Source organism: Bilophila sp. T19-St14 (genome assembly GCF_059728385.1).
In genome coordinates, this window is sequence record NZ_BAAGFT010000001.1 from 2,125,440 (window position 1) to 2,139,654 (window position 14,215).

At 61.3% G+C, this 14,215-nt stretch carries 9 protein-coding genes; 6 read left to right on the top strand and 3 right to left on the bottom strand.

The genetic code is table 11. The annotated features are described in order from the left end of the window. Window positions 1-208 precede the first annotated feature (208 nt). Entirely contained in the window at window positions 209-2,014 is a 1,806-nt protein-coding gene (lepA, locus tag AC6I1V_RS09120) for a translation elongation factor 4 (protein ID WP_486853448.1), read from the top strand. Window positions 2,015-3,321: 1,307 nt separating this feature from the next. Here lepA and AC6I1V_RS09125 read toward each other — a convergent pair. Further along, window positions 3,322-4,974: a hypothetical protein gene (locus AC6I1V_RS09125; protein ID WP_486853447.1), complete on the bottom strand. Its 1,653-nt coding sequence runs from the start codon at window positions 4,972-4,974 to the stop codon at window positions 3,322-3,324. 167 nt (window positions 4,975-5,141) lie between these two features. Here AC6I1V_RS09125 and uvrC point away from each other — a divergent pair, with 167 nt between their 5' ends. The 3 genes from uvrC to AC6I1V_RS09140 all read left to right on the top strand — a co-directional run bounded on the left by uvrC (window position 5,142) and on the right by AC6I1V_RS09140 (window position 10,389). Continuing rightward, window positions 5,142-7,157, top strand: coding sequence for an excinuclease ABC subunit UvrC (gene uvrC, locus AC6I1V_RS09130; RefSeq protein WP_486853446.1), 2,016 nt, complete (start codon window positions 5,142-5,144; stop codon window positions 7,155-7,157). 332 nt (window positions 7,158-7,489) lie between these two features. Further along, window positions 7,490-9,415, top strand: coding sequence for a molybdopterin biosynthesis protein (locus AC6I1V_RS09135; RefSeq protein ID WP_497736970.1), 1,926 nt, complete (start codon window positions 7,490-7,492; stop codon window positions 9,413-9,415). 461 nt (window positions 9,416-9,876) lie between these two features. Further along, complete coding sequence (locus tag AC6I1V_RS09140; RefSeq protein WP_486854465.1) at window positions 9,877-10,389, top strand: GNAT family N-acetyltransferase; 513 nt, start codon at window positions 9,877-9,879, stop codon at window positions 10,387-10,389. Between the two features lie 285 nt (window positions 10,390-10,674). Here the strand turns inward: AC6I1V_RS09140 and AC6I1V_RS09145 are convergent, their stop codons facing one another. Continuing rightward, complete coding sequence (locus AC6I1V_RS09145; protein ID WP_302551380.1) at window positions 10,675-11,598, bottom strand: hypothetical protein; 924 nt, start codon at window positions 11,596-11,598, stop codon at window positions 10,675-10,677. Between the two features lie 143 nt (window positions 11,599-11,741). Next, window positions 11,742-12,146, bottom strand: a complete 405-nt coding sequence (locus AC6I1V_RS09150) for a hypothetical protein (RefSeq protein WP_486849752.1) — start codon at window positions 12,144-12,146, stop codon at window positions 11,742-11,744. 21 nt (window positions 12,147-12,167) lie between these two features. Here AC6I1V_RS09150 and AC6I1V_RS09155 point away from each other — a divergent pair, with 21 nt between their 5' ends. Both AC6I1V_RS09155 and AC6I1V_RS09160 read left to right on the top strand, forming a co-directional pair. Continuing rightward, a complete protein-coding gene (locus AC6I1V_RS09155) occupies window positions 12,168-12,830 on the top strand; it encodes a tetratricopeptide repeat protein (protein WP_497736971.1) in 663 nt (220 codons plus the stop codon). 152 nt (window positions 12,831-12,982) lie between these two features. Beyond that, window positions 12,983-14,017: a hypothetical protein gene (locus tag AC6I1V_RS09160; protein WP_486854464.1), complete on the top strand. Its 1,035-nt coding sequence runs from the start codon at window positions 12,983-12,985 to the stop codon at window positions 14,015-14,017. Window positions 14,018-14,215 lie beyond the last annotated feature (198 nt).

A 14,215-nucleotide genomic window follows, 5' to 3' on the forward strand; every position in this document is an offset into this window, starting at 1 on the left:
GAAGTGGGTTCTTTCATCAACAGAATAAACGGCGCCGCCGTTTATTCCGCTTTTTAAGGAAACAATACAACCGATATAAAACCTCAGCCTCTCGCGTTTCCATAACCGAGGGGGTTTGGGGGGAATCATTCCCCCCAAGCAGGGTCAAGGGGCGGCAGCCCCTTGCCGCCGGAGGCACCACCCATTCTTGAAAAAAGGACATGCTTCAATGCCCGTACAGGAACATATCCGCAATTTCAGCATCATCGCCCATATCGACCACGGCAAGTCCACGCTCGCCGACCGTATCCTTGAGCTTACGGGGCTGGTGTCGGAACGCGAAAAACGCGACCAGTACCTTGACCGCATGGACATCGAACGCGAGCGCGGCATCACCATCAAGGCGCAGAGCGTCCGCATCCCCTACACCTCGAAAAGCGGCAAGCAGTATCTGCTGAACCTCATCGACACGCCCGGCCATGTGGACTTCAACTATGAAGTCTCCCGTTCGCTGGCGGCCTGCGAAGGCGCGCTGCTGGTGGTGGACGCCACGCAGGGCGTGGAGGCGCAGACGCTTGCCAACGTCTACCTCGCCCTCGATCACAACCATGAGATCATCCCGGTTCTCAACAAAATCGATCTCCCCAGCTCCGACGTGGAGCGGGTGAAGTCCGAAATTGAAGAGGACATCGGGCTGGACTGCTCCAGAGCGCTGCCCGTCAGCGCCAAGACCGGCGACGGCGTGCCCGATGTGCTCGAAGCCATTGTGGAACGCCTCCCCGCGCCCGAAGGCAACCCCAATGCGCCGCTTAAGGCGCTTATCTTCGATTCGTGGTATGATTCCTATCAGGGCGTCGTGGTCATGTTCCGCATCATGGACGGGACGCTCCGCAAGGGCGACAAGATCGAACTGTTCGCCACCAAGAAGACCTACGAAGTCATCCGGCTCGGCGTGTTCTCCCCTGAGTCCCGCGATATGCCCGAACTCTCCGCGGGCGAAGTGGGCTTCCTCTGCGGCAACATCAAGGAACTGGGCGACGCCAAGGTCGGCGACACCATCACGCTGGCCGAACGCCCCTGCGACGAAGCCGTGCCCGGCTTCAAGGAAGTGAAGGCCGTGGTCTTCTGCGGCCTTTACCCGTCCGATCCGAGCGATTACGAACAGCTCAAGTTCGCGCTGGAAAAGCTCCAGCTCAACGACGCGGCCTTCTCATGGGAACCGGAAACCTCGCAGGCCCTCGGCTTCGGCTTCCGCTGCGGTTTCCTCGGCCTCCTGCATATGGAGATCATTCAGGAACGCCTCGAACGCGAATTTCAGGTGGATCTCATCGCCACGGCCCCCTCGGTCATCTACCGGGTGGAGACGACGGACGGCAAGACCACGGAAATCGACAACCCGTCGAAGCTCCCCGATCCCGCCCGCATCGCCAACCTCTATGAGCCCTACGTCCGCATCGACATCCACGTGCCGAGCGACTATGTCGGCAACGTGATGAAGCTCTGCGAGGAAAAGCGCGGCATCCAGAAGAACATGGGCTATCTGGCCCAGAACCGCGTCGTCATCACCTACGAGCTGCCCTTTGCGGAAATCGTGTTCGACTTCTTCGACCGCCTGAAATCCGCCACGCGCGGCTACGCCTCGATGGACTACGAAGTCATCGACTACCGGGCCTCGAACCTCGTTCGTCTGGACATCCTCTTGAACGGCGAAGCCGTGGACGCCCTCGCGGTCATCGTACACAAGGACAAGTCCTACGCCTACGGGCGTGCGCTTGCCCTCAAGCTCAAGCGCACCATCCCGCGCCAGATGTTTGAAGTGGCGATCCAGGCCGCCATCGGCCAGAAGGTCATCGCCCGCGAAACCATTTCCGCACTCCGCAAGAACGTAACCGCCAAGTGCTACGGCGGCGACATCACCCGTAAGCGCAAGCTCCTCGAAAAGCAGAAGGAAGGCAAAAAGCGCATGAAGCGCATGGGCAACGTCGAGCTGCCTCAGGAAGCCTTCCTCGCCGCCTTGCAGGTCGGGGACGAGTAAGGAACAAGAAGGGGCGCACCTCTTCCGATTCCATAACATAAGAAAAGGACAGATTCTTGGAATCTGTCCTTTTCTTATGGCCCTGCCATAACAGCCGTCTGAATCCCTATTTCTTACAATTCCCAATAGACAGCCAACCCAATCCCTCAGTCATGGAGCCCGCCGACAAAAACAGGGAAAAAGGCCGTATCTTCACCATGATGAGGTAATGAAACGGCCACACGCCATGACGAAGCCTCCCTTCTTGAACCACTCCATTCAGCGGATTGATCCGGATACCCCTTCCTTTCCGTCCACACCGTAAACCGAAAGGCTGTGCCATAGAAAACAGTTGATGCGTTTTTCCTTGAAGCTCCAAAGGGATAACCGGCAACATGCCTTAGCCGTGGATCCCGCCAAGGGGAAAACCGGAGAAAAAGGCTGTATTTTCACCGTGCTGTGGAAATGAAAAAACCACAAACTATAACAGAGCCAACCGAAAAAACAACGCTGTCATAGAATGTGGCTGTTTCATCTCCACCACATGGTAAAGGGAGGGCTTTTCACTTCAGTTTTCCCGTTGGCAGGCCCCACGTCTGAGGCAATTGCTTATCCCTCTCTGGGACGAAAGAGGACATGAACCATTTTATGATACAGCCGAAACCAATACCCCGCCCAGCCTTCCGCCACAGGGAAAACCTTCTGAAACGCCTGCACAGCAGATACCGCCGATAACATCAAACGGCCTGTTGTTCATGGCTGTGCCATAGAAAACAGTTGATGCGTTTTCCTTGAAGCTCCAAAGGGATAACCGGCAACATGCCTTAGCCCTAGATCCCGCCAAGGGGAAAACCAAAGAAAAAGGCTGTATTTTCACCGTACTGTGGAAATGAAACAACCACATACTATGACAGGGCCTTGTTCATCATTTCCAATCCGCCTACACGACGGATAAACCGCCAACGATTTTGACGATTATAACAACAAATTTTTAAGCGACCTCATACGGCGGATAAAACCTATCCCCGCCATGCCGACTCCTAACCCAGCTTATAAGCCGCCCACACGAATAACCGGAGCGGGCCGGATATTCCTAATCGGCCTATGCGGTGGACAACACGCCTTGAGGAACGGCTCGGCGTCCGGCCATTTCTAAGCGGACTACACGGCGGATACCCCAAACCGCCCAGCTTCCGCCCACAGGGAAAGCTCGGAACAGGGATTCAATAAACCCGAAAGTCTTTGGAAAGGGAGGGATGGGGTTTGGGGAAGGGAGGGAAAAGCTTTTCTTCAGAAAAGTTTTCTCTCCCTTCCCCAATCTTCCCCTTTTACTTCCCCATCAACCCCGCGATCTCCTCCCGCAGGACGCGGGCGGCGGCTTCGGCGGCGATGCGGTCAAGCTCGTTCTGAATACGGCTCATGACGTCGGCGGTGATGGCTTCCGCGTCGGGGAGATCCGGCAGGATAAGCTGCGGAAGCGGGCGGCTCTCCAAGTCCTGCACGCGCCGCTCCAATTGCCCCAGCGCGCGGGCAGAAGCCTCCTGCTCCTCGGAGGCCTTTTCCATGTCCACACGGACGAGGGCAAGGACATCCTGCACGATGCCGGCGGCGTCGGGAGCCTGCACGGGGCGGCTCTCCAAGAGCGCAAGCCGCCGCTCCAGCGATTCCAGCGCAAGGCCAAGCACATCCGGGCCGTCATCGGGATCGGCTTCCGAAGAAGTGGACTCCCAAGGGATCTCGGCGGAACGGGAGGGAACTGAAGGGGAGGCGGGCTCTTCAGGCGCCTCGGCGGATGCGCCGGGAAGCGGTGCGGCTTCGGGGGCCTCGGCGGGGACGTCCGAAGGCGTCAGCTCCGCCGCGAGCGATTTCAACTGGCCGCACAGGGCATTGCCTTCCGCAAGCAGGGACTGGATGTCGCCGGAGAGCGCGGAAACGCTGAGCTCCTGCCCAGCGGCGTCATCTACGCGCTGCTCCAAGGCGGCTACCCGTTCGTTGAGACGGCTCAAGGCTTCCTCCAGCCGGATAATACGTTCTTCCATTCCATGCCCGCAGGAGCCAGGCTCCGCTTGCGGCACGGCGGCACTGACGGGAACGTCCGGCACGGCGACGGGCACGAAGGCAAGCGCCCGATCCGTGCCGTCCTCGGAAACTTCCGGCAACGGCCCGGCAACTTCATCCACTGATGCGGGAGAGGGCAAGGCTTCCGGCGGCTCCCCAACAGCCCTTTCCGGCGCGGCCTCGGCCTGCCGGGAGGGGGCGGGGTCAGCTTCCAAGCCATCCTCCCCTTCCGGGGAAATCAGCATGGGAACCTCCAGAGCGGGCCCCGACGCAATCGGCGAGGGTTCAACCTGTGGGGCATCCGCAGCCGGAGCGTCACCGGACAGCAATTCCAGATCCTCGGCATACGTCCTTTCAGCGGGTTCCGGGGCGGGGGCCCCCTGAGCCCCAACGGACGGCTCGGCACATTCCGGCCCTGCGGCGTCGGCGGATGGGGCTTCCGTCCCGTCCGGCCCCCCGGAGGCATCGGCCACGCCGGGAGCCGTTTCCACACCATACTCGTGTACAACCGCCCCTGCCTTCGCCATTTCCGCTTCAAAGGCGCGGATCAACGCCTCGTCCGGCTCTTCGCGGACGGGCTGGCTCTCGGCGGGAGCCTCTTCTCCCGCGCCATCCGAAACGGGCTCCTCCGGCAACGCGGAAGCCCCGCCCTTCGGAGGCAGCAGCGTCATGAGGGGCGTCTTTTCGATCTCTTCAAGGAAATCATCGCTGTTCTCAAAAGGATACCGCGACACCACACGTTCGCCCTCTTCCCTCGGAGGGCTTTCCGGCTCGGCCGTTTCGGGCTGTCCCGGCAGGGCCTGCCCGCCTTCATCATGAAGAGCCCCGCGGGGCTCCGGTTCAGGAGACGCCTCGGGGTCATCGACGATATCAAAAAGGTCTATGATGCCTTCTTCCGGGTCGTAGGGATCTTTCCGCGCCATACTGGCCTCTCGTCGGCAAAAAATATAAATGGATACGAGTAGAGTACACGCATCCGGCGCGATCTGGCAAGCGCCAACCGGAGGGCGGTTTACAGGCCGCCCACCACCCTGTAGACTGGATGCGGCCTTTCATCCTGCCTCTTTTTCAGACTTTTTTTGGAGATCGCATGGAGCGCCCAGCATCCTCAACCCTTCCGATCACGCCCGGCATCTATATCTATAAGGACGCGCAGGGGCGGATCATCTATGTGGGCAAGGCCCGCAACCTCCGCAAGCGCATCCTTTCCTATTTCCGGGAGGCTTCGGCCCTGACCCCGAAAACCGCCGCCATGATCGGGCACGCCGCCTCGCTGGAGACGCTTTCCACCACCACGGAAAAGGAAGCGTTGCTCCTCGAAGCCAGCCTTATCAAGAAACACCGCCCGCACTACAACATCGTCCTGCGCGACGACAAGCAGTATGTCCTGTTCCGCATCGCCAGGGACGCCCCCTATCCGCGCCTTGAGGTCGTGCGTCAGGCCCGGCGCGACAACGCCCGCTATTTCGGCCCCTTCACCTCCGGGCAGGCGGCCCGCGAGACATGGAAGAGCATCCACCGGGTCTTCCCCTTGCGGCGCTGCGTGGACCGGGCCTTTAAAAACCGCGTCCGGCCCTGCCTCTACCACCATATCGGGCAGTGCCTCGCGCCGTGCACGGAAAACGTCCCCGCTGAAGAATACGCCTCCCTCATACACCGCGTGGAACTGCTCCTCTCCGGGCGCTCCCGTGAATTGCTCGATACGCTGCGCCACGCCATGACGGACGCGTCCGAAGCCATGAACTACGAACAGGCCGCCGTGTTCCGGGATCAGATCAAGGCCATCGAACGCACGGTGGAACGCCAGAGCGTAGTCTTGCCGGAAGGCGGCAACATGGACGTAGCGGGCGTGGCCCCCGCCAAAGGCGGCCTTGCCCTTGGGCTCCTCTTCGTGCGCGAAGGGCGGCTTGTGGATGGGCGCACCTTCTTCTGGCCGGATCTGGAACTGGCGGAAGGCCCGGAACTGCTCTGGAGCTTCATCGGGCAGTTCTACGGCCCGCAGACATCCATCCCGCCGCGCATCGTCGTGCCGTGGCTGCCCGAAGATACGGCTCTGCCGGGGATGTCCGGCGGGCAGGACGCCTTAGACGCCGCCTCCCCAGAAAAAGATCACATTGCGGCACCCGAAGGCGAAGCGGAACCGCCTCACGCCGCCGGGACGGATTCCAACGGGCACGCCACCGACGAGGTGGAATCCCTCGAAGCGCTGGAAGCGGCCCTTGCCGACGCGCGCGGGGGCATCGTCCGCATCGCCAAGCCCCGCAATGCCGCCGAAGCCCGGCTCGTGGACATGGCCGTCTCCAACGCCCGCGAAGCCGCCGTCACCAAATCGGAAGTCCCCATGTCCGACCGTCTTGCCGCCGCCTTCGCGCTGGACAAGGTACAATCCGCCCTGCCGGGGGCCGTCCCGACGGCATCCCGCCCCATCCGGCGCATCGAGTGCGTGGACGTTTCCCATACGGGCGGCACGTCCACCCGCGTGGGCATGGTCGTCTTCGAGGACGGGCAGCCCCAGAAATCCGATTACCGCACCTATGCCCTTGAAGGCGAAGCGGCCTGCAACGGCGACGACTACGCCGCCCTTGCCGAGTGGATGCGCCGCCGCCTCGAATCCGGGCCGCCGTGGGCGGATCTGGTGCTCATCGACGGCGGGCGCGGGCAGGTTTCCGCCGTGCAGCGCATCGTCAGGGAATCCGGTGCCGAAGGGCTGTTCCTGCTGGCGGGCATCGCCAAGGCCCGCGACGACATGGGGCGCGCCGACCGCCGGGCCGGGAATGTGGGCGACCGGATTTTCCTGCCCGGCAGGAGCAACCCCCTGCCGCTGCGCGACGGTTCCGCCGAGTTATTGTTTCTCCAGCATGTCCGCGATACGGCGCACCACTTCGTCATCGGGCGGCACCGCCGGGCGCGGGCGGGCGCGGCGCTCTCCGCCGAACTGCTCCGCATCCCCGGCGTCGGCAAGGCTACGGCCAGGCTGCTCTGGGATCATTTCAAGGCCCTTGATGCCATCATTGCCGCCACGCCCGCCCAGCTTGCCGCGATCCCCGGCATCGGCCCCCGCAAGGCCGAAGCGCTGGCGGGTAGTCTGAAGAGGCTGAAGGAGTGAATTGGGGAGGGGAGGAGGGGCCTTTCTGGAGAAAGGCCCCTCCTCCCCTCCCCAAACCCCACCCCTCCTCCCCCAAAGACTTTTGTAAAGGTCTATGGCGGAACGGGCGGCACGGGAAGCCAAACCCTGGCGCACGTCTCCCGGCAAGGCTGCAAAATGTGTTTTATTCACATAACGAATTATCATGAAACGTAATATCTATCTCAAGACAATCCCTCCCCCAAAGGCTTTTGCAAAGGCCCATGGCGGAACGGACGGCACGGGAAGCCAAGCCCTGCCGCACGTCTCCCGGTAAGGCTGCAAAATGTGTTTTATTCACATAAGGATTTATCATGAAACGCAATATCTACCTCAAGACAATCCCTCCCGCGGAAGCCGTCGCACGGGTGAAGGCTTCCATAGACCGCGAAGCGCTGATCCGCGAGGAAACGATCCCTTCGCATGAAGCTTCGGGCCGGGTGTTGGCGCACGCGGTGCACGCCCGCTATTCCGCGCCCACCTTCCATTCGGCGGCGATGGACGGTTACGCGGTCAACGCCCGTTCGACCTTCGCGGCACGGGAAGGGCACCCGCTGACGCTCAAGGCCGGGGAAACCTGCTTTGCCGTCAATACCGGCCACCCCATGCCCGAAGGCTGCGACGCCGTGATCATGATCGAACAGGTCGTGCTGGACGGCGACGGCGTCACCATTGAAGCCCCCGCCTTTCCGTGGCAGCACGTCCGCCGCATCGGGGAGGACATTGTGGCGACGGAGCTGCTCTTTCCGCGCAACCACCAGTTGAGGCCGTGGGATGTGGGCGCGCTGCTTTCCGGCGGCATCTGGGATGTGCCCGTCTGGGAACGCGTCACTGTCCGCATCATCCCAACAGGGGATGAGGTGCTCGACTTCGCCACGCACCCCGATCCCGGCAAGGGGCAGGTCGTGGAATCCAATTCCCAGATGCTGGCGGCGCTGGCCCGTGAATTGGGCTGCGTCGTGGAACGCGCCGCCCCCGTCCCGGACAGCCCGGAAGCCCTGCATCAGGCCCTGAAGGACAGCCTTGACGCGGGCAGGCACCTGACCATCTTCTGTGCGGGCTCGTCCGCAGGCTCCAGGGACTTCACCCGCGCCACGCTGGAAAAGGAAGGCGAAATCCTCACGCACGGCATCGCCGCCATGCCGGGGAAGCCTTCCCTGCTCGCCAACTGCCGGGGCCGCCTCGTAGCCGGGGCGCCGGGGTATCCGGTAAGCGCGCTGGTCTGCTTCAAGGAACTGCTCGAACCGCTCATCTCGTGGCTTTCGCACCGCGAGCCGCCCGCAAAAACCGTCGTCCCCGTCGAGCTGACCCGTACCGTGCCCTCCCGTCCGGGCGTCGAGGAGCACGTGCGCGTGTCCATCGGGCGGGTCGGCGACAAGCTGGTCGCCACGCCGCTCGGACGCGGGGCCGGGAACATCACCACCGTCACCCGCGCACAGGGCGACGTGCGCATCCCCGAACAGGCTGAGGGCCTGAATGAGCACGCCGTGGTTCCCGCCGAGCTGTCCGTTTCGGAAGCGGAACTCGACCGCATCCTTGTCTGTGTGGGCAGCCACGACAACACCCTTGATCTGCTCGCGGACGAACTCATGGGCCTGCCCGAACCCTTCCGGTTCGCCTCCACGCACGTCGGCAGCATGGGCGGCATTACGGCCCTGAAAAACGGCTCCTGCCATCTCTCTGGGATGCATCTTTTCGATCCCGAATCCGACGACTTCAACTTCCCGTTCATCAAGAAATTCCTGCCCGATGCGGACGTAACGGTCATCAACCTCGCCATCCGGCATCAGGGCATCATCGTCCCGCACGGCAACCCGATGGATATTCAGGGCATCGACGATTTCACCCGTGTCCGCTTCATCAACCGCCAGCGCGGGGCCGGGACGCGCATCCTCCTCGACTGGAAGCTGAAGCAGGCCGGGATCAAGCCTTCCGACATCAAAGGATACGACAAGGAAGAGTTCACGCACATGGCCGTGGCGGTAAACGTGCTCACCGGGGCGGCCGACTGCGGCATGGGCATCTACGCCGCAGCCAAGGCGCTTGGCCTTGACTTCGTGCCGCTCGCCCTCGAACGCTATGATCTCGTCATCCCCACGCGCTTCCTCGATGATCCCCGCATTCAGGCCGTCCGCGCCCTGCTCGACTCGCCGGCATTCAAGGCGCGCATCGAAGCCCAGGGCGGCTATGATACGCCCCTTACCGGGCAGATCATGGTGGAAGGCGAAAAACGGATGTAGGAAGAGGGGAGGGGAACCCTTGGGGCAGGGGCGGCGTTGCCGCCAATGTCCGTAAGGCAGGGGCCCCGCCCGACAGCCAAGGCACCTTGCCGGGCCATCCGTGCGGGGCCGTCTGTAGAGGCCCCTCCCAACCTCGGCGCAGCCGCCGGAGCGTAAGATGCGGGGGCCATCCGTGGGGAAGGCTCTGTTCAAGTTTACGGTTGATAAAGAGAAAGGCTCTGTTATCGCTTATGGTTGTTTTATCTCCACAGTGCGGTGAAAAATAGAGCCTTTTTCTCCGGTTTTCCCCTTGGCAGGATCCACTGATAAGGCATTTTGCCGGTTACCCCTTTGGAACTTCAAGGAAAAAAGCATCAACCATTTTCTGTAACACAGCCGTGGGGAACCCCTCCCCCGCCAAGATTCACCCCTAACCCGTTTCCTTATCAGGGAAACCGATCAGCACAGCCAAGGAAAGCCTCATGATTCGCCCTGCCACAGAAGCAGACCTGCAAGCGATTTTGGATATTTATAACGATGCCGTCATCAACACCACGGCCGTCTATACCTATAAGCCGCATACGCTGGACATGCGCAGGCGGTGGTTCAACGAACACCGTGAGGCCGGGCTTCCCGTTTTCGTGCTGGAAGAGGACGGCGTGGTAGCCGGATTCGCCACCTATGGAAATTTCCGTCCGTGGCCCGCCTACAAGTACAGCATCGAACATTCCATTTATGTGCATAAGGACTTCCGGCGGCGCCACATCGCCACCCGGCTGATGGAAAAATTGCTGGAGGCCGCGAACGGGGCAGGCTATGCGACCATGATCGCGGGCATTGATGCCGACAATGCCGCCAGCATCCGCATGCACGAGCGATTCGGGTTTACGTTCGCCGGAAAAATCGTCAAAGCGGGGTACAAATTCGGCCGCTGGCTCGATCTCGTTTTCTACCAGAAGCTTCTCGACGGCCCGGAGCAACCTGTTGGTGAATGAGAGAGGAAAGAATTGGAGGGGGGAACCTTTCTCAAGAAAGGTTCCCCCCTCCAATTTCACAACAATTTATTTGGCTGTGTTTAAGTTTGTGGTTGATACAAGATTCCAACTGGAAAGGAAGAGTTTTTTGGAAATTATCTTGAGATCTTGCAACAATTTTTCAAAACTGGATTTCATGTAATGAACAAAAAATGAGAGAGGCCCACATCACTAGACGTGGAACGGACTTTTATCTATTGATTTTCATTGAAAAAAATCATCAACCGTAAAATTGAACACAGCCATTTATTTCCCAAACGTCACGCGCATGTCGCTGTCGACGAACACATCCGCCTGCATGTTCTTGCCGACGGCCTGCGCCGCGGCGGTGGCAAGCTGAGGGAGGATTTCGTAAGTATTGCCTTTCGACCCGCCGCTCGTCACCACAACGCGCCAAAGCACGGCCTCATCCGGGACGCCCTGCGAAGCGGAGGCCAGCAGCGGAGGCGCGTAGGGCGGCTCCCGATCGGGATCGGCCCCCGTCGCCTTCAGCGGGGCGGCATAGGGGGGCTTGCTGAGGGCTTCCCCTTCAAGCACAATCGGCGGCGCATACGGCCCCTTGGAAGGATCGCCGCCCTGCTCCGCCGCAGGCATGGGCTTGGAGGCGATGCCCGAAGGCTTCGCGGCGGGGAGCAATGCCTCCAGCGTGGCCTTGGGCAAGGCGTCGGCACGCAAGGCTTCCACAACCAGTACGCGGGAATAGACGGCCTGAATGGCCGGTTCGGGCACATAGAATGCCTGCCGCGCATACCCGAACGGCCCCCTGCGCCACGGGGAAGAACCAAAACCAATCCCGGTACCGAAGCTCAGGCCGGGCCGATAAAAAGGATCGGCCCACTCCCTGATATACTGCGGCCCGCCGGTCATCCACCAGATCCGCACCAATACGTCGGCTTCGGCGGCATGATCGGGATTGGAAAGCCACTTCCAGTTATAGAGCGAAAGCGCCGTGGCAAGCGGCACCGACACCGTCTGGAGCCCGGAAACGGTTTCCGGGGCGGAGGCCGAAAGCCCTGGCCCCGGCACAGCCGCCCATGAGAGCTTTGTAGGCACCGGGGTTGCTTCCGCGTTGGCCTGAACCGTAGCCGCAACCCTGTATCCGCAACCGGAAGCCATCACGGAAACAAGGCTCAAAATAAGCCATAGGGCAAGAATCCCTGAACGCTTCATGTTCGCCTCCCTGCCCCGTCCCGGAAACGGCGCGTTTCCGGCGGGCGCTCCTGCGCGACGGCAGGAAGGGGATCATACGGGAAAGCGCAACAGCCCGCAATTGTTCCTGACCGGCGCGCCCCCGGAACCGAACAGGGAAAGGTTCAGCGCGACAAACGCTCAGGGAGCCGTTTCCAGTACCACGAGCCCACTTCCGTTTCAGGATCGCCCCACTCTTCCGACGCCTCAAAAAACTCCAACAGGCGCCGTTCTTCCCCTCCCTCAGGCAGATCGGGGAAAGCCAACCGTTTCGCGCGGAAAATCAAGGCCAAATCCTCCAGCAGATTCATCCAGTGGCTTTCGTCATCATGCGGAAGGGTTGCCAATTCGTTGAAAAAATGCTTAGCAAACGGCATGTCTTCGGTTATGCAGGAATCGAGCGTGTCGGCCAATTCGCAAACGCGGCGCAGCCCTGCAAGAACCAAGGCACCCATCCGGGCCTGTTCCACAGGCAAATCCGAAAGCCGGTCACGGGCAACCTTGATGGCCGATATTTTGTATTGAAACATCATTACCTCCGGGGTTACTATATGATAATGAATATAGAAAGTTTTAACATTAGTAAAAGTGTTCTATATAAGCTTATCAATAAAATCAATCCTGTCCGATTCCGGGCCATTGCGGGGGGGCTGGCCCTGCTGTCCATCCTCACGCTGCCCGGCTGCTCGCTGCTGGAGCCGGAAAAGCTGCCCCCCAAGCCAGCCAACCCCACGGGGGTATCGGGCAAACATGACCCGCAGGCCGAGCAGCTCTTCGCGAAGGCGCATATCCTTTGGAAAGGCGAGACGTGTACCGACCCGGAAAAGGCGCTGGAATACCTTGACGAAGCGCTGAAAATCGAGCCCGATTACCCACAGGCGCTGATCCGCCGCGGGCTGGCCCTGAGCCAGCTCGGATACGCCGACGACGCCTTCGATGATCTGACGAAAGCCATCCGGATCGAACCTTCCGCCGAGGCGTACCTCTCGCGGGGGATCTGCCTGTTCCAGCAGGGGAATACCGCCGGGGCCCGCAAGGATCTGGAAGAAGCCCTGCGCCGCGACGACAGCTCGTATCGCGTATGGAACATCCTCGGAGCGGTCGCCCTCAAAGAAGGCAAAGAGCAGGAAGCCTGCGAGTCCTTTGAAAAGGCCTGCTCAACCGGCGACTGCGCGGGCATCGAAGCCGCCCGCCGCGAAAAAATCTGCAAATAGCCTCCGGCCTCCGCGCGGCCCCGTTTTCCCGCCGTTTTCCCTGCGCAAGCGGCGCGGCTTTACCTCCGCTGCCAAAGTCGGTAGAGAAAACGGGAACACGCAGCCGCCGCAGGGGTATCCCATCCCGCGGGCCGCATCACCGAGGTACTGGCATGTTGACGAACCGCTCCCACAGCCCGCTGTATCTTCCCCTGCTGATTGCCGTTTGCGGGATCCTCTTTTCCGTCTGGAACGCATTGGATGCGGCGTCCGTGCCCTGTGTTTCCGCAGGGTGTACGCTCTATCAGAACTTTTCCATCAACGGCTATTCCCTGTGGTGGGGCGGCGTGGGGATCTTCTCCCTGCTGGGGCTGCTGGCCATTACCGGGCACGCGGCGCTCGGCCGATGGCTGGCCGGGCTTGCCGTCCTGCTGGACTGCGTACTGCTTGGGATCATGATCCTGACGCTCCCCTGCGTCGCCTGCATGGTTGCCGCGCTGTTCCTCGCGCTCTCCTACAGCGCATTCCGCGCCGCCACGCTTGCAGACGCCCACCACGGCGCCTTGCGCCACGCTTCCCCCCTGCTTGTCGTCTGGGGTGCCCTCTTCCTCCTGACCCTTGGGGGGCTCGCCCGGAGCGAAGTCGGCCCGTGGGCGATCCAATCCCCTGAGATGGAAGACGAAGCCACCGCCCGCGTTTTCTTCTCCCCCTCGTGCAGCGCCTGCCGCCAACTGGTGATGGGCATGTCCGAAGCCGACGCCCGCAAGATCATCTGGTGCCCGGTTGCGGAAGAGGAAAAAGATCTCGCCATCATCCTGAACCTCAAAAAACGCATCGAGATGGGCACGCCGCTGCCCCGCTCTTTCCTGCCGTCTTTGGAGACGCCGCCCTTGGGCCTCTGGGATCTGTTCAGCCTCGACGTGCTGGCAACCCAGTTCCGGCTCTGGTGCAACGATGCGCGGGTCATCAACTCCAGCGAGGGACGTTTGCCGCTGGTGGAATTCATGGGCGTCCCCTCGGCGCTCGTCAAGGCGAAGTCCCCGGCCTCCCCCGCGGTACGCCCCACGGCCCCGTCCGCGCCTTCCGAACCCATGTTCGGCGGCCAGTCGGTCTTGCCCGGACAAGCCGCGCCGCAGGATTATGGCCTCCCCTTCGATATGGGGAACTCCGGCAGCTGCGGCGGCCCCAGCGCCGTGCCCTGCCCCTGATGCCAAAAGGGACATTTCGAGAGGCTGTGTTATAGAAAATGGTTGATGCTTTTTTCCTTGAAGTTCCAAAGGGATAACCGGCAAAATGCCTTGGCCGTGGATCCCGCCAAGGGGAAAACCGGAGAAAAAGGCTGTATTTTCACCGCACTGTGGAGATGAAACAACCACAAACTATAACAGAGCCTTTCGAGAAAGCCG

What these genes read in the sequence shown, in the direction of transcription:
- lepA (WP_486853448.1), top strand. Translation starts at nt 209, where the DNA reads ATGCCCGTACAGGAACATATCCGCAATTTCAGCATCATCGCCCATATC.
- AC6I1V_RS09125 (WP_486853447.1), bottom strand. Translation starts at nt 4,974, where the DNA reads ATGGCGCGGAAAGATCCCTACGACCCGGAAGAAGGCATCATAGACCTT.
- uvrC (WP_486853446.1), top strand. Translation starts at nt 5,142, where the DNA reads ATGGAGCGCCCAGCATCCTCAACCCTTCCGATCACGCCCGGCATCTAT.
- AC6I1V_RS09135 (WP_497736970.1), top strand. Translation starts at nt 7,490, where the DNA reads ATGAAACGCAATATCTACCTCAAGACAATCCCTCCCGCGGAAGCCGTC.
- AC6I1V_RS09140 (WP_486854465.1), top strand. Translation starts at nt 9,877, where the DNA reads ATGATTCGCCCTGCCACAGAAGCAGACCTGCAAGCGATTTTGGATATT.
- AC6I1V_RS09145 (WP_302551380.1), bottom strand. Translation starts at nt 11,598, where the DNA reads ATGAAGCGTTCAGGGATTCTTGCCCTATGGCTTATTTTGAGCCTTGTT.
- AC6I1V_RS09150 (WP_486849752.1), bottom strand. Translation starts at nt 12,146, where the DNA reads ATGTTTCAATACAAAATATCGGCCATCAAGGTTGCCCGTGACCGGCTT.
- AC6I1V_RS09155 (WP_497736971.1), top strand. Translation starts at nt 12,168, where the DNA reads ATGATAATGAATATAGAAAGTTTTAACATTAGTAAAAGTGTTCTATAT.
- AC6I1V_RS09160 (WP_486854464.1), top strand. Translation starts at nt 12,983, where the DNA reads ATGTTGACGAACCGCTCCCACAGCCCGCTGTATCTTCCCCTGCTGATT.